We start from the raw sequence: 22,803 nt of genomic DNA, 5'->3' as shown, positions 1-22,803 counted from the left end.
CCGAATATCCGTGCGACACAAGGGCCAAAATATTTGGCGATCGCCAATGCACTCGCGCGCGACGTGGCTTCGGGGCTACTTGTTGCCGGTGATCGGCTGCCGCCACAACGCGCGCTCGCCGACGCGCTTGGCCTGGATCTCACGACGGTTACCCGTGCTTATAGCGAAGCTCAGAGGCTTGGATTAATCGAAGGAAATGGCCGTCGCGGCAGCTTCGTCCTTCCTCAGGAGAACAAGGCGCCAAGCATCGCCACCAGCGATCCGGGCGATCTGGGCATGAACGCCCCGCCAGACGCATTTGGCGGCAGTCTTGCGGCGGCCTTTTGCCGTTCTACAGAGGCGCTGCTTACGTCTTCCTTCACCCCCGCGCCGTTTCAGTATCAACGGAGCGGCGGCAGTCCCGCCGTCCGGCAGGTCGGCGCCGAATTGCTCAACGCGCGCGGTATCGCCTGCGAGGAAGACACGGTTTTGATTGCGGCCGGTGGCCAGCACGCCCTCCATGCCATTTTCAGCGCAGAATTGCAGACCGGTGACATCCTTGCAGTATGCCAATTTATATATCCCGGACTCTTGTCACTGGCGCGCCGATATGGTGTCGAACTGCGTGTCATAGAGTCCGACCATAATGGCATGTCTCCTGATGCTCTCGACGCGGCCTGCGCGCTCGCGCCCATCCGGGGGGTCTATCTGGTGCCCACCAACGACAATCCAACAACGGTCACGATGGATATCGAGCGCCGCAGGTCGATATCTGTTGTGATTGAACGGCATGGGCTCATGCTGATCGAGGATGATGCCTACGGCTTCCTGCCTGAAGAGCCCTTGCCGCCGATCGCGACCATGGTGCCCGAGCAATCATGGTATATTGCGAGCGTCTCCAAAGTCCTAACGCCCGGGCTCAGAATGGCATGGCTACGCGCGCCAGACGTCGGCAAAGCCTGGCGACTGGCTGCCGATATGCACGAAACGGCGGTCATGGCGCCGCCGCTGAATGCTGCGGTGGTGGGAGATTGGGTTCGGAGCGGCATGTTTGCTCCGCTAGTGCGTGAGGTGCGGGAAGAGGCGCGCGCGCGACAGCAGATAGCCCGCGAATGCCTCCCTGCGGGGACGTTCCAGTCCCATGAGGACGGCTATCATCTCTGGGTTGCGCTCGGGGTGGGGGCGAGCGTCGCGGCTATCGCCGACGCCTTGCGCGCCCATGGCATGTCGGTGATATCCAGCGACGCCTTCTCGGCGGATCGCATCGCGCCGACCGGCGCGATGCGTGTCTCGATCGGCGGATCGCTCTCTAGGGAACGGCTGCAACGCGGCCTTACCCTGCTTGCCGCGCTCAACAGCCCGCAGGCATCCCGGAAGCAGAGCCTGATCTAGTCCATCATCAGCCAACATGGATGGCGCGATGCTGCGCGGGTAACGATCGGAGCAAGGCCATTGCAGAAACAGGCGTGGGTCCAAGTCCGCCAGCTTGCATATTTCAATCTGAAGCAACGCCTTGAGGTGCCCTACCTCATGATAGTCAATGTTAGGTAAGAGTGATGGATTGGGTTCCGATAGTTTTTGTTACGTTCAAGCTGGTCGTGTTCGGCTCATGCATGTTCTTCGCCATAAAGTCGCACCACGACCGAGCCCAACAGAAGAAAAACGAAGCCAGCAGGACGGAAGCGCCCACCGAGCAACCTGCTGATGACTCGAATTAAACGACCGATATCCCGTTGCCAACCAGTAGCCCTTATTCGCCGATCGCGTCGCGCTGACGAAGCACGATCAGGCATTACGCTTGCGGCAGTCCATCCCGATCCTTAACGATCGTTGGATCATGACTGTCCGTTCCATGTTGAGCAGGCCCGAACAGGCAACACTCAATCTCGAAGAGGCGCGCCACCTCCGCATGACCGGTCATTCCTATGTCCAGATCCGGCAAAAGCTTGGCCTCACCATCAGCCAGATCGCCCTGATCCGACGCACCCTCAAACGGTCGAAAGCGGCGCAAACCAGGCTGCTCAGGAATATCCCGGATGCGACGGTGCGCGACCTGCCCGTTGGCCAGTCCATCTTGCCTCCTGACCTGCGAAAACGCTTGAATGCCGTCGGCTTTCATACGTTGGAGATATTGAACGGCGATTGGCAGACCCGGATCTCCCCGGTTTGGAGACATTGCCTGCCATAGGTCCCTATCGCGTACAGTTGATCAAGCGGATGCTTGCGCATTTCGAACTGCTGCCCGAAACCAACGATCTCAAGGCGGCGGTCGAAGCATTGTTCCCCGAATTGGCGGATGACAGTGAAACCTCGCTTATCCCAGTTCCCTGAGCTAGGACGCCGCCATGGCAAGAGACCTACTTCTAACGGAACTGGCAAGCTGCGGCTCCGCAGAGTCATTGCTTGCGGCAATTCTGAAGCATCTTCCGGATATCGATACCCCCGTCCTTGTCGAGGACATCGCGCGGCGCGTCGGCATCACGGACATTCGCGACATGACGGAGGAAGGCGCCATCAGTGGCCTCCTGGTCGATGGCGCGAATGCCACAGGTATCATCTCTTGCTCAGCGGCGCTGTCCGCCCCGCGTCGACGCTTTGCCATCGCGCATCAACTGGGACATTTTCTGCTTAAAACCGAGCGCGACGACGGGCCTTGTACTGCCCGTGACCTCAGCGAGAACCGGCGCGACACGCCCCATCGCAAGCAGGAAGCGCAAGCCAATCGCTTTGCCGCCGGACTGTTGATGCCAAAGCCGCTGATGGCCGCGTCACTCGACAGCCTCGGCAAGCCCGCCATTGCCCATGTGGCCCAGCTCGCCGCCCATTATGGCGTCACGATCGAGGCGGCAGCCAGTCGCTACGTCGACGTCACACCCTCAGCATGTGCGATCCTGTTCATCAAGAATAGCGTCGTCCATTATGCCCGCGCCTCGCGGGCCTTCCCGGCGATGGCGATTCATCGGGGTGACCCCGCCCCGCCTTCGGTGCTGAGCGACAAGATCGACCAGCCCACAGCCTGGATCGCCGTCGAGGCGCGTGACTGGCTGATCCTTTCGCGGGATGTTCGAAGCCCCAAAGTTTCAATGCAGCTGATCGCAAAGAAAAATGGCCTGCACCTCGTCATGCTCTCCATCAATGCAGCAGCAGAAAGGCGGGCGGACGAGGAAGATGAGAAATATGCGACTGAACGGCCCAGCTTCGGGCGCGGGGCGGATCGTCGTTAGATAAAGTGATAGGGGACAGATGGGCGACTTCGTCCTGCCCCCATCGCAATCACGACCAAAGCTTTTGCTGAGACCGGCGCTTGCCAGCCACCCGTCTCGCACCGCTGGCGCTTATCCGTCACGCCCCGCTTTTCGAGCGATGGCTTCAGCCTGGGACACGACATCCAGCCAATGACGATGCTCGTCCTGCGCATCTGCAAGCGCACGATGTACCGGTTCCCCCTCTTCCCGCCTGACGTCGACCAGGGTCAGCAGGTCGTCAATCTCGATGTGCAGGCGCTCGGACGGAACGACCGGAGCGAGGTGTCTCCTGGCGGCTTCCACACGAGCCTCTTCCGTATCACGGAGGCGCAAGGCGTGACGCGGAAGCTTGGCCGCACGCAGCAGCGCGCTCAGCCACTTCCCGTCCCAGGATGGCGAGCTGGCGAAGAGGCTATGGCCCGAAAGTTGGTCGACCATGCGCCGTGCCACGACATCGTGCGGCGAGCCGTCGCGCTCCAGCATCTCGCGGGAAATACCGTGGATCGCCTCAGCCTCCACATCCCAGTCCGTCCACTGCGACGCGGGACGGATCAGATATGCCTCGCTCCTGCCGTCCTCGAAAACCCAGGCGACCTCGATCGGATAGCTGAGCTTGGCGAGCGACGATGCCTCGAAGTCCAAGAAGACGAACATCGGAGAAGAAACGATCGACGGCGTGATAAGCATTATCCTTGAAAGCAGAACCCTGAAGTTACTGAGAAATAGCAGCCATTTATGATTCAAACCGTCTTGCGAAAGATGGAGAGATCAAGGGCAAGGACCAGTATCGCCCGGTAGGAGCATAGCCGCAAAACCCTGCGCTGTTCCAGTGATATGCTGGCCACCTAATCTTACCATGCAATCTGCGATTTGCCATCCGATTACGTAACCGCTTTCAGCGTGACGATGAACTCGATGGGCGACAGCATCCCGTTCCTGACATGCTTACGGACCGGATTGTGGAACATCTCGATAAAATCGACACGCCCAGCCAGGCCTCGTCGCGTGATTTGTAAGTGCGCTACCGGATGCGCTCTCGCTTGAGCAGATTGAAGAAGCTCTCCGCAGCAGCATTATCGTGGCAGTTTTCCCGGCGGCTCATGGAGTGTTCCAGATTGTGAGCCCTGGTGAAGGCCACCCAGTCGATACTGGTGAACCGCGAGCCCTGGTCCGGATGGATGAGCACACGGTTTTTGGGCTTGCGCCGCCAAACTGCCATGTGCAGGCCGGCAAAACCACATCGGTTGTGTGACGGCTTTGCATCGACCATCCCACCACGTGGCGGGAATACAGGTTGAGCACGACCGCCAGATAGGCAAAGCCTTCGATCGTGCGGATATAGGGAGCCAATGATGGTCACTCGGTCAAGCGACAGCAGGCTTTGATGGCTCAAGGCGTCTAGAAAATTAGGGGCTATTCAAGGTGCCTGGAAGCGACCTCGTCAAAGCATGAGAGACGCTTGACGTTCCGACTTTCCATCCGCAAGTTGCAATGCGGCGGGGGTGTCGATCCGGCGGAGAGCAACACAATGTCGATCAGCCCAGATGCCATCCTCGACATCTTCGAGACCGAGACCGGCCTCCCTCGCGACAAACTCCGCCCTGAAGCGACCTTGGCAGAACTCGACATTGCCTCGCTCGACCTTGTCAGCATTGCCTTCGAAGTCGAAGATAAATTGGGGGTCGAGATAAGAACGGACGATCTCAAGCCCGACATGACCGTCGGCGCGCTGATCGAGCAGATCCAGCTTCTGCGTTCGGCCTGATGGGAGAAGCTGTCGTCCTCACCGGCATGGGCTGTATCAGCGGCCTGGGTGTCGGAGTGGCGAGAAACTGGTCGCGAACGCTCGCCGGAGAGAGCGCGATCCGACCGATCGAACGGAATGGAATTACCGGCGTAGCTGCTTGGATTGCGACACAGGACAAACCAGATCCAGCAGTCTGGCGCCGTTTCGGACGGCTCGATCCACTGTCTCTATTTGCATTGGTTGCCGCAACGGAAGCCGTGGCACAGGCAGGCCTTGAAGGCCATTCCGTGCTGGAGGACCGAACGGCCATCCTGCTGGGCTGTGGCAGCGGCGGCAACGCGACGATCGACGAGGCATATGAGCGCCTCTATGCCCATCAGTCAAAGGTTCATCCCCAGACCATCCCATCCTCGATGATCTCCGCCCCAGCGTCTCATGTGGCCATGGCGCTGGGCGTGCATGGCCCAACCTTCGTCCTGGGCAGTGCCTGCGCCTCATCGGCCCATGCACTTGGAGAGGCGATGCACATGATCCGTTCTGGTCGGGTGGACGTTGCCATAGCCGGGGGAACGGAAGCTTGTCTGACGCCAGGATCATGGACGGCATGGTCGGCGCTGGGCGTGCTGGCATCCGACACATGCCGCCCCTTCTCCCGCGACCGGCGCGGCATGGTGCTGGGAGAGGGAGCCGCAATATTGGTGCTGGAAAGCGAAGCGCATGCCCGGTCGCGAGGCGCAAGGATCTTTGGCGAATTGGTCGGCTATGGCGCCAGCAGTGATGCCGCCCATATCACAGCCCCCGACCGCGAGAGCATCATACGCGCCATCCGGGCTGCATATGCGGATGCAGATGTCGATCCCACTTCGCCTGCGCTCATCTCTACCCATGGCACGGGAACGCTGCTCAACGATGCGTCAGAAGCGCAAGCGTTGCACGCCTTCTATGGCGCTGGCCTTGAAGCGCATCGTGCCGTAGCGACCAAATCCAGTCATGGTCATATGATTGGAGCGACCGGCGCGATGGAATTCCTACTCGGAATGGTGGCACTTCGCGAGGGATGGGTTCCCCCTGTCCTCCATCATCTAGGTCCAGACGATGGCTGCGACATGGTGCCATTGGCATTGGAAGCGGAGAAGATCGGACAGCGACTGCTCGTGTCGAACAGTTTCGCCTTCGGCGGCCTTAACGCGGTGCTCATCGGACGATTAGTATGATGGCGGTTGCACACATCAACGCCATCGGCACTGCCAAGCCGCCGCACGAGGTCCATGACGCTTTCGTTCGTTTCGTTGCAGGTCGCATAGAAGTCCCCAAGACGCGACGGCTGTTCGAACGGATGGTTGAGCGTGCAGGCATAGAACAACGTTTCTCCTATCTTGAGCCCGTTACGCTCGATGATGGAACGATCACGGATAGCGACGGCTTCTATGGTCCTGGGGAATGGCCTGGGACGGACGCGCGCATGGCTCGCTACGAGCGCGACGCTCCGCGTCTTGGCCTGGCAGCCATCAGCGTGTTGATTTCCACTGAGAAGTGACCCGGGTTTTCCATCGAGAAGTGACCCGTCTGCGGATTATGTTTCGGGTGTCATGGTTGGGTCAACCCGTGGTTTTCTCCTTTGGGTTCTGGCCTGCTTGGCAGAGCTGTTCTTGAAGCGGAAGCTATCGTTGCCGGTCTCCAGGATGTGGCAGTGATGGGTAAGCCGATCGAGAAGCGCCGTGGTCATTTTGGCGTCGCCGAACACGGTGGCCCATTCGCTGAAGCTCAGGTTTGTGGTGATGATGACGCTGGTGCGCTCGTAGAGTTTGCTCAGCAGGTGGAAGAGCAGCGCGCCACCTGAAGCACTGAACGGCAGATATCCAAGCTCATCCAGGATAACGAGATCGGAGTGCAGGAGGCGATTGGCGATCTGACCGGCCTTGCCCTGTGCTTTTTCCTGCTCGAGCGCATTGACCAGTTCGACCGTCGAGAAGAAGCGGACGCGCTTTCGATGATGTTCGATGGCCTGGATGCCCAGCGCCGTTGCCACATGGCTCTTGCCGGTGCCAGGACCGCCGACCAGCACGATATTGTCGGCGATGTCGATGAAGTCGCAGCGATGCAACTGACGCACCAGAGCTTCATTGACCTCGCTACTGGTAAAGTCGAAGCCGGCCAGATCGCGATAGACAGGGAAGCGCGCGATCTTGAGCTGATAGGCCACAGATCGAACCTCCCGTTCTGCTGTCTCGGCTTTGAGCAACTGGGAGAGGATCGGGATGGCGGCTTCGAAGGCTGGAGATCCCTGTTCCATGAGATCGGTGACGGCCTGCGCCATGCCATGCATCTTGAGGCTGCGGAGCATGACAACGATGGCGCCGCTGGCAGGGTCATGACGCATGACGCTTCTCCTTGCGCAGATCATCATAGCGTTCGACATTGGCCACCGGCTCGCTGACCAGTTGGAGCGCCTGGGGCGCCGTCACCGGTGGCGTGGAGATCGGTTTTCCGTCGACCAGCCTATAGAGCAGATTGAGGATATGGGTCTTGGTCGGAACGCCAGCCTCCAGCGCCATGGTGACCGCCGTCAGCACCAGTTGCTCATCATGATGAAGAACCAGCGCCAGTATTTCGACCATTTCCCTGTCGCCGCCGGGATTGCGCAACAGATGTCGCTGCAGACGCTGGAACGCATCGGGTAGCTCAAGGAAGGGCGCACCGTTGCGCAGGGCGCCGGGCTTGCGCTGCACGACCGCCAGATAATGGCGCCAGTCATAAACCGTATGACCTGGACCGTCGTGAGAGCGGTTGATGATGCGCTGATGTGCGCAGATTGGCTGCCCCTCGGCGACGACCTGGAAGCGATCAGGATAGACGCGCAGGCTGACAGTGCGATTGGCGAAAGAGGCCGGTACGCTGTAGCGATTGCGCTCAAAATGGATGAGGCACGTCGGCGATACCCGTTTGCGATATTCCACAAAACCATCGAAGGGCCTGCCCGCAACCATCAGACACTCAGATTCATCGGCCCAGGCATTGGCAACCGACCCGGGTTCGATCCCGTGAGGGATGTCCTCCCATAACGCCTTGCAGCGCTCCTCCAGCCACAGGTTCAACTCATCAAGGCTCTCGGCCTGCGGCGTGGGTTGCCACAGACGGTGCCGCGCATCCTGGACATTCTTCTCGACCTGCCCCTTTTCCCATCCCGCAGCCGGGTTACAGAACTCGGCTTCAAACAGATAATGGCTGACCATCGTCAGGAAGCGTGCGTTGACGGTGCGTTCCTTGCCACGCCCGACCTTGTCGACGGCCGTGCGCATATTGTCATAGATACCCCGGCGCGGCACGCCGCCCAGCACGCGGAAGGCGTGATTATGGGCGTCGAACAGCATCTCATGGGTTTGCAGCAGGTAGGCGCGCACGATGAATGCCCGGCTGTAACTGAGCTTGAAATGCGCGACCTGCAGCTTGGTCCGAACCCCGGCAATGATTGCCCAGTCCTCACTCCAATCAAACTGGAAAGCTTCCCCCGGCGCAAACGACAGGGGCACGAATGTCCCACGCCCGCCAATCTGTTGCTGGCGCCGATAATCTTCGCGCCAGTCCCGAGCAAAAGCGGCAACCCGGTTGTAGGATCCTTCATAACCCAGGCTCACCAGATCGGCGTGAAACTGCTTGATCGTGCGCTTCTGCTTGCGCGATCGGCCCATATCGCGCCGTAGCCAGGCCGCCAGATGCTCAGCAAATGGGTCCAGTTTGCTTGGTCGATCAGGCACCTTGAAAAGCGGATAGATCGTCTCGGACCGCAAATATTTGCGGATCGTGTTGCGTGATAGTCCGGTGCGCCGTGCTATCTCCCGGATCGGCAGATGATCGCGAAAATGCCAGCGCCGGATAACGCTCAATAACGCCATGTCCAACACTCCATATACCCTCGCTTGCCAAAGCCAGGGACGAGTTCAACATGGGTCAATTCTCAGTGGAAATTTATGCCCTACCCGGGTCACTTCTCAGTGGAAATCAACAAGCCGGGGTCTGGGAGACCGTTGCCGTGACGCTGGCCGAGATCATGGCGGACAGCGGCCATTACAGTATCGACAGCACCACAGTTCGCGCGCACGTCTCGGCAGCGGGCGGAAAAGGGGGACTCATCGACGCGCTCTTGGTCGCTCGCGGGGCGGGTTCACCAGTAAGCTTCACTGCCTGGCCGATGCCCTCGGACGACCGCTCGCCTTCCATCTAACGGTCGGCGAGGCGGCAGACTGCAAAGCCTATGATGCACTGATCGGCCTGCCCGAGCGTGCACCGCTCGCGTTGCTTGCCGACAAGGGCTACGACGCCGACGCCATCCGTGCCGACCTTGCCGAACGGAAAATCGAGGCTGTCATTCCCGGCCGGTCAAACCGCCGCGTGAAGATCGAGCATGACCGCACGCTCTACAAGCAGCGAAACCGCATCGAGCGCATGTTCGGCCACCTCAAGATCAACCGGGCCATCGCCACCCGCTACGACCAACTGGCCAATAGCTTCCTCGGCATGGTTCATATCGCAACCGCCAGATACTGGCTCAAATTTGTCCACGCCGCCTAGGCGCCGCCAAGGGCATCCGCTTCGGCAGCACGGTCGGCAAGGATAATTTCGGCGATCCCGGCTATCGCGCGCTCAATGCCGCGCAATGCGCGTTGGTCGTGCCGGAAAATGAAATGAAATGGTCGATCACGCGTCCCGATGCGCAGCACTTCGACTTTCGCGCGGCCGACCGGATCGTCGATTGGGCGGGTGCCAATGGCCTTGGCGTGCGCGGGCACACCTTGTTGTGGCACAGCGAGCGATGGATGCCGCAATGGGTGGCGGAGCATGATTATGGCGCCAATCCCAGGGCGGAGGCGGAACGGCTGCTGACCGATCATGTCGCCACGGTCGCCGGCCGCTATGCCGACCGGATCGACAGTTTCGATGTGGTCAACGAAGCGATCGATTCCGAAACCGGGGCGCTGCGCGACACCGCCCTGTCCCGTCATATCGGCGCGTTCGAGACCATCGATATCGCCTTTCGCACCGCGCGCGCGGCAGCGCCCAAGGCTCAGTTGGCCTATAATGACTATATGGGCTGGCGCGCCGATGAGGGGCTGCACCGGGATGCGGTGCTGCGCCTGCTGGAACAGATGCGCAAGCGTGGCACGCCCGTCGATGCCCTCGGCATACAGAGCCATCTCGGCAGCAAGTTCAGCGACACGCCGACGGGGCTGGGGTCGTTGGATGAGCCCGCCTTCCGCCGCTTCCTGGATCAGGTCACCGGCATGGGCCTTGACCTGCTGGTCACGGAAATGGACGTGCATGACAATCCGCTGCCCGGCGCCATCAGTCCGCGCGACGCGCAGGTCGCCGCCCATGCCAAGGCCTATCTCGACCTGATGCTATCCTACCCCCAGACGAAGACGGTAATGTGCTGGGGCCTGTCCGACCGCTATAGCTGGCTCAGCGGCATGCGGCTGCGGCCCGACGGCATGACCAAGCGGCCCTGCCCCTTCGATGCCGATTTTCGCCCCAAGCCCTTCCGCGATGCGATCGCGGCGGCTTTCGCCGCCGCACCGGACCGCAGAAGTTAAAAGTCGCCGGACAGCGGGCCGTCGCTCCGGCGGTCCGCGATCCAGCGCGCCCCACTGCTGCGGAAGCCAGTGACCCGGTCAAGCGACCAGGTCGTGCCGCGTGGCGCGCGCAGGCCGGCAAAGTCAGCGTCCTGCACATCCTCCAGCCGGAAGGCTGCACGCGGATCGGGCGCGGCCACGGCCACTTCGACATTGCTGAAGCGGATATTGCGCGCATGGCGGACGAAGAAGCCGGTGGCGGGCAGATCGCCGAACATCGTCGCTTCGGGATAGGCCAGTTCGGCCTCGGGCGGGCGCACCTTGGCCATCGCCGCCGGCGCACCACCGACATGCTGGAAATGACAGTCGGCAATGGAGACATCCTCGATCGGGTGATCGACCAGCCCCGCAATCACAGACGGCAGCATATTGGCGCCCGAACTCACCACATTCTGGATGAGGATGCGCTTCATCGTGCCGATCGGCACGCCAGCAGGCCCGCGCATCCGCTTGCCCAGCCGCAGGAACAGCGGCGCGTCGATAATGCCCCGCATGGTGATATTGCTGACCGTCACATCCTCGACCACTGCACCATCGACCGTCTCGAACGCCAGCCCCCGGCTGTCCTCGAAGATGCAGTTGCTGATCGTGATGTTGCGGAAGCCCCCATTGGATTCGGTGCCGAACTTGATCCGGCCGTGAATCTTGGACGCGAAGGATGGCGGCATCTTGCGCCAGCTACCATCCAGCACCGACCCGACTTCATAATTGCCGGTGACGAAACAGTCGGAAATGGTGAGATTTTCGGTGATGCGAGGCTGGCCCAGCGCATAGCTGCTCTTGGGGCAGATGCCATCGTCCCAGGGCGAATTGACGGTGCAATTGCTGATCCGCACATTGCGGCAGCAGTCAATGTCGAAGCCGTCGCGGTTGGTGTCCACCAGCACATTGTCGATGGTAAGATTATCGACGCCGGTGGCGAGCAACGCGAACCAGCCGCCTTCCAATATCCTGATGTCGCGCAACAGGACGTTGCGACAATTTTTGAGCGCGATCGCCTTGTTGCCGGTGCCGGGACCGGTCGGATCCTTCAGCCAATTATCCTTGCCGTCGCCGCGGCCCAGCCCCTTGCCCCAGACCAGCCCCGGACCAAGGATGGCGATGTCGTTCAGACCCTCGCCCCAGATCAGGCTGTTGCGCCAATGGCTATGCCCGAAATCCTGATAGGCACCCCACTCCCCGATCGGTTCGGCATGGTCATAGCCTTGCGCGTCGGTCGGCACGGCGGCCAGCAGGACAGCGCCATCCGCCAGGAACAGCGTGACCCGACTCTTCATCCGGATCGTGTAGCTGGCATAGGAGCCGGCCGGGAAATAGACGGTGCCGCCGCCCAGCCCGGCGACATGATCGATCGCCTTGTTGATCGCGCCGCTATCGATCGCCGTACCATTGCCCTTGGCGCCGAACTGGCGGACATCGACAATCCCGCCAACTGCCCCGGCAGCCGATCCCAGGCCCGCACCGGACGCCGCAAAAGCCGGTTGCGCGATCCCGGCCATGCCTGCCAATGCGCCGCCCTGCAGGAAGCTTCGCCGGTCAAAACCCATCATCCATCCCCTTGTCATGATGAAGGCGGGAACAGCCTAGCTGCCCCCGCCCTCCTGTCTCGTCCTCAGAATTTCAGCGATGCGCCGATGAAGAACTCGGTCCCCAGCACGTCATAGGTCGCCGAGAAGGTGTTGGCATTCGGCCCCTGGGTGGTGACCGGCGGCTTGTTGTTGAACATGTTGTTCGCGCCGCCGAAAATCTCCATCCCCTCGCGCAGCTTGTAGTTGAACGACAGGTCGAAATAATTCTGATCGTTCAGCACCGGATAGGCAAAGCTGTCGAGGCTGGGTGCGTTCGCCGCCCCCTGACGATGCGGCACGACATAGCGGTCGGTCGTGACCTTGCCGATATAGCGATGCCGCAGGCTGAGGCTCAGATCCTCGATGTTCCAGGTGATGCGCGACGTCGCCCGCCAGCGCGGCAACGGCTGCCCGCAGGTCGGGCCATAGGCACCGGCACATTCATTCTTGATGTTAGGCAACGCCGCGACCGGCGTGGACGTGAATTCGTCCAGATAGGTCAGGTTGCTGCTGATATCGAACGAACTGCTACTGCCCAGACCCGGGAAGCCGAAACCGACGTCGAAGGAATAGCGCATCGCAAAGTCGATGCCCGACGTCTTGAGCTTGCCGGTATTGGCGTTGCGGATCTGCGCCACATAGGGATCGTTTATCTCACCCGTATTGGGATTGCGCACGATCGCCCGGCAGAACTCGCTATTGGCATCCTGAATGACGGTATAGCAGAGGTTGAGCGTATTCTGCAGGCCACCGCCCAGCGACGAGATCGCGCCGTCCAGCGAGATGTTGAAATAATCAACGCTGAAATAGAGTTTGGGTGCGAAGCTGGGCGTGAACACGGCACCGACAGTGAACGTGTCGGACTTTTCCGCGCCCAGATTGACGTTGCCGCCAAAGTCTGCCGGCATGATGTTGTTGGGCTGGACCGCATCGGTGAAGACCGCGCCGGCCGGAACGCCGGTCGCGATGCAGACCGCGCGGACGGCATCGGTCCGCTGCGCCGCCGATGCGCGCGAGGAGCAAGGATCGGTCGCGACACCAACGACACGGGTCACGCCACCATAAAGTTCGTTCACATTGGGTGCGCGGATCGCCCGCTGATACTGACCGCGGAAGGCGAGATCGCGGTTCACCCGCCAGTCGAGCCCGCCCAGATAGGTCCACTGGCCGCCAATGCCGGACAGGCTATAGTCAGAATAGCGGAAGCCACCATTGGCAACCAGGCTCTCCATGAACGGCGTGTCGTGGATCAACGGCACGCGCAATTCGCCGAAAATCTCGTTGACCGAAACGTCGCCCTTGGTCGGCAGGCCGGGATTGAAACCGGCGACGTCGCCCGAGGCCAGGAAGGAGTCCGGCGTGAAGGTTGCGCTGGTCTTGCGCCATTCATAACCGCTGGAGAAACCGACCGGCCCGGCGGGAAGCTGGAACAGGGTGCCGGTGACGCTCGCCTGTGCGACCTGCTGGGTGGCGATGGTCGAGTTGGTGGCGTTGATGCGGATCGCACTCGCGCAGGCTTCGGAAATATTCTGGCCAAAGATGTTGCAGACCGGAGCAGCGCCATTGACCGACAACAGGGCCGCCTGCAACCGACTGCGCGAAATCGCATTCTGCAGCAGCAGCGTGTCTTCACTGCGCGCATAGGTGTAATAGGCGTCGAACTTGAGATCGGTCAGGACATTGTCCGACACGCTTCCCAGATTGCCCTTGAAGCCCCAGGCCCCGCGGAAGACATTGCGCCGTTCGCTGGCCAGTCGTGGCCCCACTTCCCGATACCGGCGACCGGCGGTCAGAACCGCCAGGCCGTCCCCTGCGGTCGTCGTCCGCGTCGCGGTACCGCTGGTGACGGTGGTCGTCCCGGTTTCGGCCAGGTCGAGCTGACGGAGCACTTCCTGCAACTGCGGCGTCAGATAGGGATTATTGACGTTGAACAAGGTGGGCGACCCGACATTGGTCGGCGCCAGCCGGGCATTCACCACATTGCTGCTATAGTGAAGCTCCATATAGCCGGTGATGTCATCGGTGAAATCATAATGGCCAAAACTGTTGATCATCCAGCGCTTCTGCGGCTGGATCAGATAATTGTCCGGCCCCAGATTGAAATCATCCTGCGGCGTGATCTGTGGTCGGGCGACCGTGCCTTCATCGTTGAAGGTGAAGCCGCGCGACGTCATCGCCGAAAGGCCGGCATTGGCATAGGCGGCATTCAGCGCCGCATTGGAACCGCCCGCCGCCGGAATACCGGAAAAGCGTCCATTGGGGATATCGCCGCTGCCGCCGGCAACGAAGCCAAGCTCACCGCCACCCGCGACGCAGCCCAGGCCAGAGGCCGGCGTGAAGGGCGTGCCGGCCCGGTCATGGCCGCCACTGCCCGGCACGATGCATCCGTCGTTGAGCGAGTCATAGGCAAAGCTGCCGCGCTGCCCGCGCGTGATCGAGTTGCGCTTGAGATAATTGCCCGACACGACCAGATTGCCACGCCCGTCGGCAAAATTGCCGCCCATCGTCAGGTCGACGGTATAGACGGGCGTCCCGGTGGGGCGATCCATGTTGAGCTGGGCGCGCGCTTCCACGCCTTCGAAATCGTCGCGCATGATGAAGTTGACGACGCCAGTGATGGCATCGGAGCCGTAGACGGCCGACGAACCACCCGTCACGATTTCTGTGCGCGCAATCAGGCTCGACGGGATCGTGTTGAGATCGGTAACCTGCTCGGGGCCGTAAATGGCATAGCGCCGCCCATTGACCAGCACCAGATTGCGGGTCGAACCAAAGCCGCGCAGATTGACGTCGGCAAAGCCGCCGGGAACGGTATTCGAGGTCGCGCTACCCAATTGCGAACCGACCACCTGCGGCAATTGCGCCAGCGTCTTTTCGACGTTCACATTGCCCGAGAGCTTTATGTCCTCGGAGCCGACCACGCTGACCGGGGTCGAAGCATCGAAGCCATTGCGCGCGATGCGCGATCCGGTGACGACGATGTCTGCAGTCGCGGCATCCGAGCCGCCCTGCGCCTGCTCGGCAGCAGTGACAGCTGGCGTTTCGGTGGAAGTTTGGGCCTGTGCCAGCGCTGGCACGGCCGGACAAAAAATAAGCGCGACTCCCGTCAGGAAATGCACGCGCAACGATTGCATCTGCTTCATTCGATCCTCCCCTTCTTTCTTGCAATGACCAGTTGGAGCCTTGACCTGCTCCGCCGTAAATTGCTCGACACGCCTTAGTTAGCGCTATCATTGATGGCCGTGAATTATGCCTCTCCAACCCGCGCGTCAAGTCAAATAGATAGGCATGATGGTAGCGCGTGACAGAAGCGATCTGGCAGCATAGCGTCCGACCATGAATAGCAATGCTTCGTTCAACAATGGCCATGAGCCGACCATTTCTGACGTGGCGGATCGCGCCGGCGTTTCGATCCGCACGGTTTCGCGCGTCCTCAACAATTCGCCCCGCGTCAGCGACGAAACCCGCGAACGCATCGAGCAGGCTATTTCCGCCTTGAATTTCAGGCCAAGCCTGCGCGCACGAGCGTTGGCCAAGGGTCGATCCTTCCTGATCGGCATCGTCCATAATGATCGCAACGCTCTGGTCCTGGACACCGTGCAACGGGGCGTTGGACGAGAAGCGACACGGCGCGGCTATGAGGTCATCTGCCATTCGACGCCACTGGAAGAAGAAGGCGCGATCGAGGATGTGCTTGCCTTTGCCCGCAGGTCTCGCATCGATGGCCTGATCGTGCTGCCCCCCGTGTCCGGCATCATCGGCTTGCCCCAGGCCCTGCAAGCCGAACAGGTTGCCGCCGTGGCGCTCTCGGCCGTGCCGATCGATGGCTATGGCAGCGTCATATTGTCCCGCGAAGCCGATGCCGCCGGTGCGGTCGCGGATTATCTGGTTGCGCTCGGCCACCAGCGGATCGCGATGGTCACCGGCCCCCAGTCCATGATATCCGCCATCGAAAGACGACGTGGCTTTATCGAAGCGCTCGCCCGGAACAGAGTTGCCTTGCTTCATGAAATCGAGGGGGATTACAGCCTGGCCTCCGGCGTGGCCGCCGCCGAGCAGCTTCTGTCCCTTTCGCCGCTGCCCACCGCCATTTTTGCTGCCAATGACATCATGGCCGCGGGCATTTTGAAGGTGGCGTCGGAACGCCGCATTTCAGTGCCCTGCCCGCTTTCCGTCGTCGGATTTGACGGCAGCCTCGTCGCCGAATTGTTGACGCCGGCGCTGACCACCGTGGCAAGACCATTTGGCGAGATGGCCGAGATAGCGACCCATCAACTGATCGATCTTGTCGAGGGCCAGCCACTGCCGCAGGCAACACCGCCCCCGCTCCGGTTGGTGATCGCTCAGTCAACTACCGCCGCTCAATAGGAGGCCGTCCGGAGTTCGGAATGACAAATTAGGAGCAGAGCATCCACAAAATGTCGCCATTTGCGCAGCCACCATCTGGCGCTGATCACACGGCTATCGCGCCGAATGAATGATAGACACCTTGCCTTCCGTTATCGCGCGCGAACCTTCGATTTTTCCATCGATATCGAGAACATGTTCCCGCAACAACGCGCCTGCTCAGTTGCCTTCTATAACGCCTCGATCAACGCAGTTCGCTGCTCTGAGCGCATACCCAATTTGCCAAGTCAGCTCTCAAACACTGACTAGTCGCAATGGCGAGGTTTCGCCGTTTCGGCCGGCCAATTAGCAACGCACCAAAAATAATGGAAGATAAATCAATGATTTAAGCAATTTAATGGCTGGGGCGGCAGGATTCGAACCTGCGCATGGCGGCATCAAAAGCCGCTGCCTTACCGCTTGGCGACGCCCCAGCAATGCGCCGACCCAAGTCAGCGCGGGACCGCCATATAGCGGCTGATGCACGAAAGAAAAGCCCTCCTGACGATGGACTTCGCCTTTCCCTTTCCTTCCCGCCCAACCCATCTTAGGGATCAACGCCACGCCCCCCTCCCCTGCAACCGGAAAACTGCGCCGATGTCCGTCCAAGCCCCCTCGCCCAGCCAGATCGCGCCGGCTTCGCCGCTGTTCCTGCGCGAGGACGAGATACGGCGCGGCATCGAGATGCTCTATTTCGGCTATTCCGCGCTCACCCGCTCGATCGACGAGGGGCTGGCGGCGCAGGGCCTGGGCCGCGCCCATCACCGCGCCCTTTATTTCATCTCGCGCCAGCCCGACCTGACCGTGAAGGATCTGCTGCGCCTGCTGGCAATCACCAAGCAATCGCTCGGCCGGGTGCTCAATGACCTGATCGATCGTGGCTATATCGAGACCCGGCCCGGCAGCAGCGACCGGCGGCAGAAACTGCTGCGCCTCAGCCCCGCCGGCCGCGCGCTGGAGGCCGAGCTTTTCCGCGCCCTGCGCGAGAAGATGGCGGCCGCCTATGCCCAGGCCGGACAGGGGTCCGTCACCGGTTTCTGGCGGGTGATGGAGGGTCTGATCCCCGATGCCGACCGGTCGATGGTGTTCGGCCTCAGCGGCGGCTGATCGCGAAAGCACGCAACCTTATGGCCGCTGCCGCGCTTTTACGAGCGTCGTGCGGAAAAGTGGGAACCGGTTTTCCGCTTAAAACGATGCGACAACAAGAGATTGGGCAGCGCCGCGTCAGATATGATGCGGCGCTGCCCAAGCCTGGTCAACGCAATGAGGAGACATCATGCGCGCACCCCTTCTGGCCATCACGGCCCTGTCCGCCCTGGGCCTCGGCCTGTCCGCCTGTTCGGAAAAGGCGTCGGACAATCTGGAAAATGCCGGCTCCGCGATCGGCAATGACGTCAGCAACGCCGTCGACGATGCCGGCGCGAAGATTGACAACGGCCTCGACCGCGCCGGCGCCGCGATCGACAATGGCGCGGACCGGATCGGCGCCGCGACCGACCGGGCGGCCGACGACGCCAAGCGCGAGGGCAAGGAAGCCAAGCAGGATGTCGGCGCCTCGCTGGAGCAGGCCGGCAAGGACCTGCGCAACGACAACTGACCCTATGGGCGGGCCTTGCGATGGGAAGACCCGCCCCAAGCTGCGAGGAGAAATATGGGCGGCCTGGATGCTGCCATTTCCATCTTCGTCATCCCGGACTTGATCCGGGATCTATTCAGCGCCCCCTATCTGGCGTAGTGCAGAATAGATCCTGACATTCGTCAGGATGACGGCTGTAATGATTGTCAGATTTCGATCAATTCTTGCTATTGCTACCGACGACCGTGGCCACTTAGTCAATCCAGCGACCACCAGCTTCTTTCCACGCGCCATCGAAGATAAGTTGGTCTTCGTTGTTCAGAACTTCCCAACCAGCGGCTTTGAGAAACTCTTCGGGTGTTATGTCGTCGGGGCCGATCTCACGCGCTCGAAAGCGCGGAAGGCACATGTAGGATTCGCCTTTACCTCTCAGATTGGAAAGCATCTGGCCAATCTCGCTTTCCAAAAGGTCAAGAAAAAGGGGCGTGTCCAGCTTGCGTATCACGCCACTCCAGATGTGATAGCCGGCATGAAAAGCTAGTGAATCGTCTTGCAGCAATTCGGATAGGCCGGGAGCTGCACGGATATCGGTTTCTAGTGCGGCAGAAGACTCGCACAAAGCGATGCCATCCGCAGACCGGATACCAAATTTCTCAAGGCCGTGGGGCTTCATGTTCCATCCCCCATTTCTTAGAGTAACAGATGACAGCTTTTCCCTATCAAATGGTTCAAGGCCGACCGTCGTAAATCCACCCATCCCGGCCATTCGTCCGCGCTGCCTAGAACACCACGTTGCGCACGAAGCGCAGCAGGTCGGTTCCGCGATTGACGAAGACATAGGGGCGGTCGCTGCTGAAGATGAGGAAGTCGCCCGCCGCGATCATGCGCGTGCCGGCATCCATCTCGACCGTCAGCACGCCTTCCACCACATAGAGCATCTCGTGCCAGTTGGCGGCGTCCGCCTCGGCCGGGTAGCGGTCGCCCGGCGCCAGCGACCAGGTCCATAGCTCCGCCTCGCGCGCGGCCGGCACGGTACCGAGCAGGGTCGCGCGGCTATGCGCATCCTCGCCCTGCCAGGCGAGGGTATCGATCCGACTGTTGTCGGGCATGTCGGGCGCGCGCACGACGTGCGAGAAGCTGACGTCCAGCGCCTGCGCCAGCCGGTCGAGCGTCGACAGGCTGACATTGGCCTCGCCACTCTCGATTCCCACCAGCATGCGCCGGCTGACCCCGGCCGCGCTGGCCAGCGCATCCTGGCTCAGCCCCTTGGCGGTGCGCAGGCGGCGGATATTGCCCGCGACATGGGAAAGAACGTCCGGGCGCGGGACTTCGACTTGACTGTGCAATATATTGCTCATAACGCGATGTGCATTATGTTGCACAATGCCGCCCTCGACAAGAGCCCTGCGCCCCGGCTGATGATCGGCCGTCCCGAACTCGCGCTGATCGGGATCACCGTGCTGTGGGGCGCGACCTTCCTGATCGTGCATCATGCCATGCAGCAGAGCGGGCCGCTCTTCTTCGTGGGGATGCGCTTCGGCACGGCGGCGCTGCTGGCGCTGCCGCTCGCCTGGCCGGTGTTGCGCGGCCTGACGGCGCGCGAACTGCTGGCCGGGTCGATGATCGGCCTTGGCATCTTCTGCGGCTACACGCTCCAGACCTGGGCGCTGCAGACCATATCCAGCAGCACATCCGCCTTCATCACCGCCGCCTATGTGCCGCTGGTGCCGATCCTCCAATGGGCGATATTGCGGCGGCGGCCGCGCTGGACCAGTTGGGTCGGCGTCGCGCTGGCCTTTGCCGGCCTGATCCTGATCGCGGCCCCGCGCGAAGGGCTGTCGCTGGGCAAGGGCGAGGCGCTCACGCTCATCAGCACCCTGGCGATCGCGCTGGAAATCATCTTCATCAGCCTGTGGGCCGGCAAGGTCGACATTGCCCGCGTCACGCTGGTGCAACTGGCGGTCACATCGCTGCTCGCCTTCGGCCTGATGGCACCAATGGGCGAGGCGATCCCGCCCTTTTCCTGGACGGTGATCCTGTCGGCCTGTGGCCTGGGCGCGATGACGGCGCTGATCCAGTTCGTGATGAACTGGGCGCAGCGCACCGTATCGCCGACCCGCGCGACCCTGATCTATGCCGGCGAGCCGGTCTGGGCCGGGATATTGGGCCGGATCGCGGGCGACCGCCAGCCGGCCACGGCGCTGGCCGGCGCGCTGCTGATCATCGCCGCCGTGATCGTGAGCGAACTGAAGTTCGAGCGGCGGGGCAAGGACTGATCCCTTCCCCCGGTCGCGCTTCGATCAGGCCCGCTTGAAGACCGGCGCGCGCTTTTCGAAAAAGGCCATGAACGCCTCCTGCGCCTCGGGCGAGGCCAGCGCTTCGCGGAACAGCCGGGCTTCTTCGGCGATGCGCGCCTGCAAGGCGGCGGGATCGCCCTTCATCAGCCGGCGCGTCGCCATCAGCGCCTGGGGCGGCTTGGCCATCAGCGCCGCCGCCTTGGCGCGGGCATGGTCAAGCAGCGCCTCCCCTGGCACGATCGCCGTCACGAAACCGGCGCGATCGGCCCCTTCCGCATCCATCGGTTCGCCCAGCATCAGCATCGCCGCCGCCCTGGCATGGCCCATGATCGCGGGCGCGAGCAGGCTGGAGCCGGCCTCCGGCACGATGCCCAGATTGACGAAGGGCATGACGAAGCGCGCGTCAGGCGCAGCATAGACCAGGTCGCAATGGAACAGCATCGTCGTGCCGACGCCCACGGCAAGCCCCTGCACCGCCGCGACGATCGGCTTGTCGAAAGCGGCAATCGCACTGATGAAGTCGAAGGCGGCAGCGCCACCCTCCGGCCCGGCCATGAAATCCTTGAGGTCATTGCCAGCGCAAAAGGCGTCGCCCCGGCCCGCGAACAGCACCACGCCAATCTCCGGCCGCGCCGACGCATCGGCCAGCGCTGCAATCATCGCGCGGTACATCGGCCCGGTCAGCGCATTCTTCTTGTCGGGCCGGTCGATATGGATTTCGAGCACGCCGTTCGTCTCGATGATGGCGATATGGTCGCTCACGCAAATTCTCTCCCGATACTCTGTGCCAAGGCTGTTGGCCCAGAGGATGGGGCGGCGTCTATCCTTTTCCAAGCCCCTTCCCTATGCCCGGAATCATGATGACTCGCCTGCGCCTGATCCTCGACCCCTTCCTCATTCTGCTGCTCTGCACCGTTGCCCTAGCGTCGGTCCTGCCCGCGCGCGGCCAGGGCGCCCATGTCGCATCGATCGTTGCGGACGCCGGCATCGTGCTGCTTTTTTTCCTGCATGGGGCAAAATTGTCGCGCGAGGCGATCTGGGGCGGCGCCAAGGCGTGGCAACTCCATCTCGCGACTCTGGGCACGACCTTCCTCTTCTTCCCGCTGGTCGGCATCCTGCTGCAACAGATCGGCGCGATCCCGGAGAATATGCGCGCGGGCCTGCTGTTCCTGGCGCTGCTGCCATCGACGGTGCAAAGCTCGATCGCCTTCACCGCGATCGCGCGCGGCAATGTCGCCGCTGCTGTCGTCAGCGCCTCCTTCTCCAACCTGCTCGGCATCGTGCTGACGCCGCTGCTGGTAGCATTGCTGATGCAGCGGGGCGGCAGCAACCTCATCTCCCTTTCCTCGGTCGAGGGGATCATGCTGCAATTGCTGCTGCCCTTCGTGCTCGGCCATCTGGCCCGCCCCTGGATCGGCGGCTTCGTGTCGCGGCGCAAGACGCTGGTCGGCCGGGTCGATCGCACATCGATCCTGCTGGTGGTCTATTCCGCCTTCAGCGCGGCGGTGGTCGAAGGGCTGTGGCACCGGGTATCGCGCGCGGAACTGGCGCTGCTCGCGCTGCTCTGTATCGCCATGCTGGTGATCGTGCTACTCTTCACCTGGGGGCTTGGCCGGCTGCTCGGCTTTTCCCGCGAGGATGCGATCGTGCTGCAATTCTGTGGCTCGAAGAAGAGCCTTGCCTCGGGCGTGCCGATCGCCGGTGTTCTCTTTCCCGCAGCGGCCGTCGGGCCGATCATCCTGCCGGTCATGCTGTTCCACCAGATTCAGCTGATGGCTTGTGCCCTGCTGGCACGGCGCTATGGGGCGCAGGCGGCCGATAGGGCCGATTCGCAGATGGCAACCATATCATGACCCAACCGATCCTGACCGACATTCCGATGGAGAGCTTCCTCTCCCACATCGACGCCGTGGCCGGCGCGATCGCCAAATCGGACTGGCGGCCCGACTATATTGTCGGTGTCGGGCGCGGCGGCCTGGTGCCCGCGACCTATCTGTCGCACGCCATCAGCCAGCCGATGCTGTCGGTCGACCTGTCGGCCCAGGTCGTGGGCTTTTGCGACGAATTGCTCGACAAGCTGGTGGCGATGGCGCTCGAAGGATCGCGCCTGCTGTTCGTCGACGACATCAATGACAGCGGCCGCACGATCAACCAGTTGCGCGCGGCGCTGGCCGGCGCGCCGGCCGATCATCTGCGCTTTGCCGTGCTGATCGACAATGTCAGCTCGGCCGCGAAGGTCGAATATCGCGCGACCACAATCGACCGTGTCGTCACCAAGGACTGGTTCGTCTTCCCCTGGGAAGCGGTCGCCAGCCGCGCGTCGATCCTGTCCGACTGGGGCGAAGTGCCCGAACGGACCAGCTGAGAATAGCTGTCAC

At 61.8% G+C, this 22,803-nt stretch carries 23 protein-coding genes, 1 tRNA gene and 1 pseudogene; 15 read left to right on the top strand and 10 right to left on the bottom strand.

The window, feature by feature from the left end; all coding sequences use genetic code 11:
* The first annotated feature begins 33 nt into the window (after positions 1-33).
* The 4 genes from N6H05_RS12530 (at position 34) to N6H05_RS12515 (ending at position 3,203) form a co-directional block, all read left to right on the top strand.
* The gene (locus N6H05_RS12530; protein WP_284114112.1) at positions 34-1,371 is read left to right on the top strand and encodes an aminotransferase-like domain-containing protein; all 1,338 of its coding nucleotides are present in this window, start codon (positions 34-36) and stop codon (positions 1,369-1,371) included.
* Positions 1,372-1,816: 445 nt separating this feature from the next.
* On the top strand, positions 1,817-2,167 hold the full coding sequence (locus tag N6H05_RS12525) for a hypothetical protein (RefSeq protein WP_284114111.1): 351 nt from the start codon (positions 1,817-1,819) through the stop codon (positions 2,165-2,167).
* A 17-nt stretch (positions 2,168-2,184) separates the two neighbouring features.
* The gene (locus N6H05_RS12520) at positions 2,185-2,310 is read left to right on the top strand and encodes a hypothetical protein (RefSeq protein ID WP_284114110.1); all 126 of its coding nucleotides are present in this window, start codon (positions 2,185-2,187) and stop codon (positions 2,308-2,310) included.
* Between the two features lie 68 nt (positions 2,311-2,378).
* Positions 2,379-3,203 carry an ImmA/IrrE family metallo-endopeptidase gene (locus N6H05_RS12515; RefSeq protein ID WP_284114109.1) on the top strand — a complete coding sequence of 275 codons (825 nt, stop codon included), beginning with the start codon at positions 2,379-2,381 and terminating at the stop codon, positions 3,201-3,203.
* Positions 3,204-3,314: 111 nt separating this feature from the next.
* Here N6H05_RS12515 and N6H05_RS12510 read toward each other — a convergent pair whose 3' ends face one another.
* Together N6H05_RS12510 and N6H05_RS12505 are read right to left on the bottom strand one after the other, a co-directional pair.
* Positions 3,315-3,911, bottom strand: a complete 597-nt coding sequence (locus N6H05_RS12510; protein WP_349666221.1) for a 3'-5' exonuclease — start codon at positions 3,909-3,911, stop codon at positions 3,315-3,317.
* Between the two features lie 194 nt (positions 3,912-4,105).
* A pseudogene (locus N6H05_RS12505) lies at positions 4,106-4,565 on the bottom strand (IS3 family transposase); the annotation flags it as partial.
* 118 nt (positions 4,566-4,683) lie between these two features.
* On the opposite strand from N6H05_RS12505, the gene N6H05_RS12500 reads away from it, so the two are divergent.
* Genes N6H05_RS12500 through N6H05_RS12490 form a run of 3 tightly spaced genes read left to right on the top strand, consistent with a single transcriptional unit; the run spans position 4,684 to position 6,508 of the window.
* Positions 4,684-4,989, top strand: a complete 306-nt coding sequence (locus N6H05_RS12500) for an acyl carrier protein (RefSeq protein WP_284114108.1) — start codon at positions 4,684-4,686, stop codon at positions 4,987-4,989.
* Entirely contained in the window at positions 4,989-6,185 is a 1,197-nt protein-coding gene (locus N6H05_RS12495) for a beta-ketoacyl-[acyl-carrier-protein] synthase family protein (RefSeq protein WP_284114107.1), read from the top strand. The genes N6H05_RS12500 and N6H05_RS12495 overlap by 1 nt, the downstream gene beginning before the upstream one ends.
* Positions 6,182-6,508, top strand: a complete 327-nt coding sequence (locus tag N6H05_RS12490; RefSeq protein ID WP_284114106.1) for a beta-ketoacyl-[acyl-carrier-protein] synthase family protein — start codon at positions 6,182-6,184, stop codon at positions 6,506-6,508. The genes N6H05_RS12495 and N6H05_RS12490 overlap by 4 nt, the downstream gene beginning before the upstream one ends.
* Positions 6,509-6,544: 36 nt before the next feature.
* Here N6H05_RS12490 and istB read toward each other — a convergent pair whose 3' ends face one another.
* Positions 6,545-7,351 carry an IS21-like element helper ATPase IstB gene (gene istB, locus N6H05_RS12485; RefSeq protein ID WP_284114155.1) on the bottom strand — a complete coding sequence of 269 codons (807 nt, stop codon included), beginning with the start codon at positions 7,349-7,351 and terminating at the stop codon, positions 6,545-6,547.
* Positions 7,341-8,864 (bottom strand): IS21 family transposase, encoded by a 1,524-nt coding sequence (gene istA / locus N6H05_RS12480; RefSeq protein WP_284112658.1) that lies wholly within the window; start codon positions 8,862-8,864, stop codon positions 7,341-7,343. Before istA ends, istB begins: the two co-directional genes overlap by 11 nt.
* Between istA and N6H05_RS12475 the strand changes: the two genes are divergently transcribed.
* Both N6H05_RS12475 and N6H05_RS12470 read left to right on the top strand, forming a co-directional pair.
* Entirely contained in the window at positions 8,863-9,540 is a 678-nt protein-coding gene (locus N6H05_RS12475; protein ID WP_284114105.1) for an IS5 family transposase, read from the top strand. The genes istA and N6H05_RS12475 overlap by 2 nt on opposite strands.
* Positions 9,510-10,559: an endo-1,4-beta-xylanase gene (locus tag N6H05_RS12470; RefSeq protein ID WP_349666226.1), complete on the top strand. Its 1,050-nt coding sequence runs from the start codon at positions 9,510-9,512 to the stop codon at positions 10,557-10,559. The genes N6H05_RS12475 and N6H05_RS12470 overlap by 31 nt, the downstream gene beginning before the upstream one ends.
* Here the strand turns inward: N6H05_RS12470 and N6H05_RS12465 are convergent.
* The gene (locus N6H05_RS12465; RefSeq protein ID WP_284114222.1) at positions 10,556-12,145 is read right to left on the bottom strand and encodes a rhamnogalacturonidase; all 1,590 of its coding nucleotides are present in this window, start codon (positions 12,143-12,145) and stop codon (positions 10,556-10,558) included. The two genes, N6H05_RS12470 and N6H05_RS12465, sit on opposite strands and share 4 nt — an antisense overlap.
* Before the next feature lie 65 nt (positions 12,146-12,210).
* A complete protein-coding gene (locus N6H05_RS12460; RefSeq protein ID WP_284114103.1) occupies positions 12,211-15,309 on the bottom strand; it encodes a TonB-dependent receptor domain-containing protein in 3,099 nt (1,032 codons plus the stop codon).
* A 193-nt stretch (positions 15,310-15,502) separates the two neighbouring features.
* Between N6H05_RS12460 and N6H05_RS12455 the strand changes: the two genes are divergently transcribed.
* Positions 15,503-16,534, top strand: a complete 1,032-nt coding sequence (locus tag N6H05_RS12455; RefSeq protein WP_284114102.1) for a LacI family DNA-binding transcriptional regulator — start codon at positions 15,503-15,505, stop codon at positions 16,532-16,534.
* Positions 16,535-16,911: 377 nt separating this feature from the next.
* On the opposite strand, the gene N6H05_RS12450 is transcribed toward N6H05_RS12455, so the two are convergent.
* Positions 16,912-16,986, bottom strand: a tRNA-Gln gene (locus tag N6H05_RS12450).
* A 163-nt stretch (positions 16,987-17,149) separates the two neighbouring features.
* Here N6H05_RS12450 and N6H05_RS12445 point away from each other — a divergent pair.
* Positions 17,150-17,659 (top strand): MarR family winged helix-turn-helix transcriptional regulator, encoded by a 510-nt coding sequence (locus N6H05_RS12445; protein WP_284114101.1) that lies wholly within the window; start codon positions 17,150-17,152, stop codon positions 17,657-17,659.
* 169 nt (positions 17,660-17,828) lie between these two features.
* On the top strand, positions 17,829-18,149 hold the full coding sequence (locus tag N6H05_RS12440) for a hypothetical protein (RefSeq protein WP_284114100.1): 321 nt from the start codon (positions 17,829-17,831) through the stop codon (positions 18,147-18,149).
* Positions 18,150-18,381: 232 nt separating this feature from the next.
* On the opposite strand, the gene N6H05_RS12435 is transcribed toward N6H05_RS12440, so the two are convergent.
* Together N6H05_RS12435 and N6H05_RS12430 are read right to left on the bottom strand one after the other, a co-directional pair.
* Positions 18,382-18,894 carry a hypothetical protein gene (locus tag N6H05_RS12435; protein ID WP_284114099.1) on the bottom strand — a complete coding sequence of 171 codons (513 nt, stop codon included), beginning with the start codon at positions 18,892-18,894 and terminating at the stop codon, positions 18,382-18,384.
* Between the two features lie 13 nt (positions 18,895-18,907).
* The gene (locus N6H05_RS12430) at positions 18,908-19,474 is read right to left on the bottom strand and encodes a helix-turn-helix domain-containing protein (protein ID WP_284114098.1); all 567 of its coding nucleotides are present in this window, start codon (positions 19,472-19,474) and stop codon (positions 18,908-18,910) included.
* Between the two features lie 27 nt (positions 19,475-19,501).
* Between N6H05_RS12430 and N6H05_RS12425 the strand changes: the two genes are divergently transcribed.
* Complete coding sequence (locus N6H05_RS12425) at positions 19,502-20,404, top strand: DMT family transporter (RefSeq protein WP_010336335.1); 903 nt, start codon at positions 19,502-19,504, stop codon at positions 20,402-20,404.
* Positions 20,405-20,428: 24 nt separating this feature from the next.
* Here N6H05_RS12425 and N6H05_RS12420 read toward each other — a convergent pair whose 3' ends face one another.
* Positions 20,429-21,187: an enoyl-CoA hydratase gene (locus N6H05_RS12420; protein WP_284114096.1), complete on the bottom strand. Its 759-nt coding sequence runs from the start codon at positions 21,185-21,187 to the stop codon at positions 20,429-20,431.
* 98 nt (positions 21,188-21,285) lie between these two features.
* On the opposite strand from N6H05_RS12420, the gene N6H05_RS12415 reads away from it, so the two are divergent.
* Both N6H05_RS12415 and N6H05_RS12410 read left to right on the top strand, forming a co-directional pair.
* A complete protein-coding gene (locus N6H05_RS12415) occupies positions 21,286-22,278 on the top strand; it encodes a bile acid:sodium symporter family protein (RefSeq protein WP_284114221.1) in 993 nt (330 codons plus the stop codon).
* Positions 22,275-22,790, top strand: a complete 516-nt coding sequence (locus N6H05_RS12410) for a phosphoribosyltransferase (RefSeq protein ID WP_125987611.1) — start codon at positions 22,275-22,277, stop codon at positions 22,788-22,790. Before N6H05_RS12415 ends, N6H05_RS12410 begins: the two co-directional genes overlap by 4 nt.
* Positions 22,791-22,803: the final 13 nt, after the last annotated feature.

Origin of the sequence: Sphingobium sp. WTD-1 (genome assembly GCF_030128825.1) — a bacterium.
Classification (GTDB): domain Bacteria; phylum Pseudomonadota; class Alphaproteobacteria; order Sphingomonadales; family Sphingomonadaceae; genus Sphingobium.
The sequence above is the reverse complement of the archived record's forward strand: the minus strand, read 5'-3'. Positions and strand labels throughout refer to the sequence as shown.

Coding starts and splice junctions, on each gene's coding strand:
- N6H05_RS12455 (WP_284114102.1), top strand. CDS start 15,503: ATGAATAGCAATGCTTCGTTCAACAATGGCCATGAGCCGACCATTTCT.
- N6H05_RS12525 (WP_284114111.1), top strand. CDS start 1,817: ATGACTGTCCGTTCCATGTTGAGCAGGCCCGAACAGGCAACACTCAAT.
- N6H05_RS12495 (WP_284114107.1), top strand. CDS start 4,989: ATGGGAGAAGCTGTCGTCCTCACCGGCATGGGCTGTATCAGCGGCCTG.
- N6H05_RS12425 (WP_010336335.1), top strand. CDS start 19,502: ATGTTGCACAATGCCGCCCTCGACAAGAGCCCTGCGCCCCGGCTGATG.
- N6H05_RS12510 (WP_349666221.1), bottom strand. CDS start 3,911: ATGCTTATCACGCCGTCGATCGTTTCTTCTCCGATGTTCGTCTTCTTG.
- N6H05_RS12440 (WP_284114100.1), top strand. CDS start 17,829: ATGCGCGCACCCCTTCTGGCCATCACGGCCCTGTCCGCCCTGGGCCTC.
- N6H05_RS12435 (WP_284114099.1), bottom strand. CDS start 18,894: ATGGCCGGGATGGGTGGATTTACGACGGTCGGCCTTGAACCATTTGAT.
- N6H05_RS12490 (WP_284114106.1), top strand. CDS start 6,182: ATGATGGCGGTTGCACACATCAACGCCATCGGCACTGCCAAGCCGCCG.
- N6H05_RS12415 (WP_284114221.1), top strand. CDS start 21,286: ATGACTCGCCTGCGCCTGATCCTCGACCCCTTCCTCATTCTGCTGCTC.
- istB (WP_284114155.1), bottom strand. CDS start 7,351: ATGCGTCATGACCCTGCCAGCGGCGCCATCGTTGTCATGCTCCGCAGC.
- N6H05_RS12445 (WP_284114101.1), top strand. CDS start 17,150: ATGTCCGTCCAAGCCCCCTCGCCCAGCCAGATCGCGCCGGCTTCGCCG.
- N6H05_RS12410 (WP_125987611.1), top strand. CDS start 22,275: ATGACCCAACCGATCCTGACCGACATTCCGATGGAGAGCTTCCTCTCC.
- istA (WP_284112658.1), bottom strand. CDS start 8,864: ATGGCGTTATTGAGCGTTATCCGGCGCTGGCATTTTCGCGATCATCTG.
- N6H05_RS12465 (WP_284114222.1), bottom strand. CDS start 12,145: ATGGGTTTTGACCGGCGAAGCTTCCTGCAGGGCGGCGCATTGGCAGGC.
- N6H05_RS12475 (WP_284114105.1), top strand. CDS start 8,863: ATGTCCAACACTCCATATACCCTCGCTTGCCAAAGCCAGGGACGAGTT.
- N6H05_RS12460 (WP_284114103.1), bottom strand. CDS start 15,309: ATGAAGCAGATGCAATCGTTGCGCGTGCATTTCCTGACGGGAGTCGCG.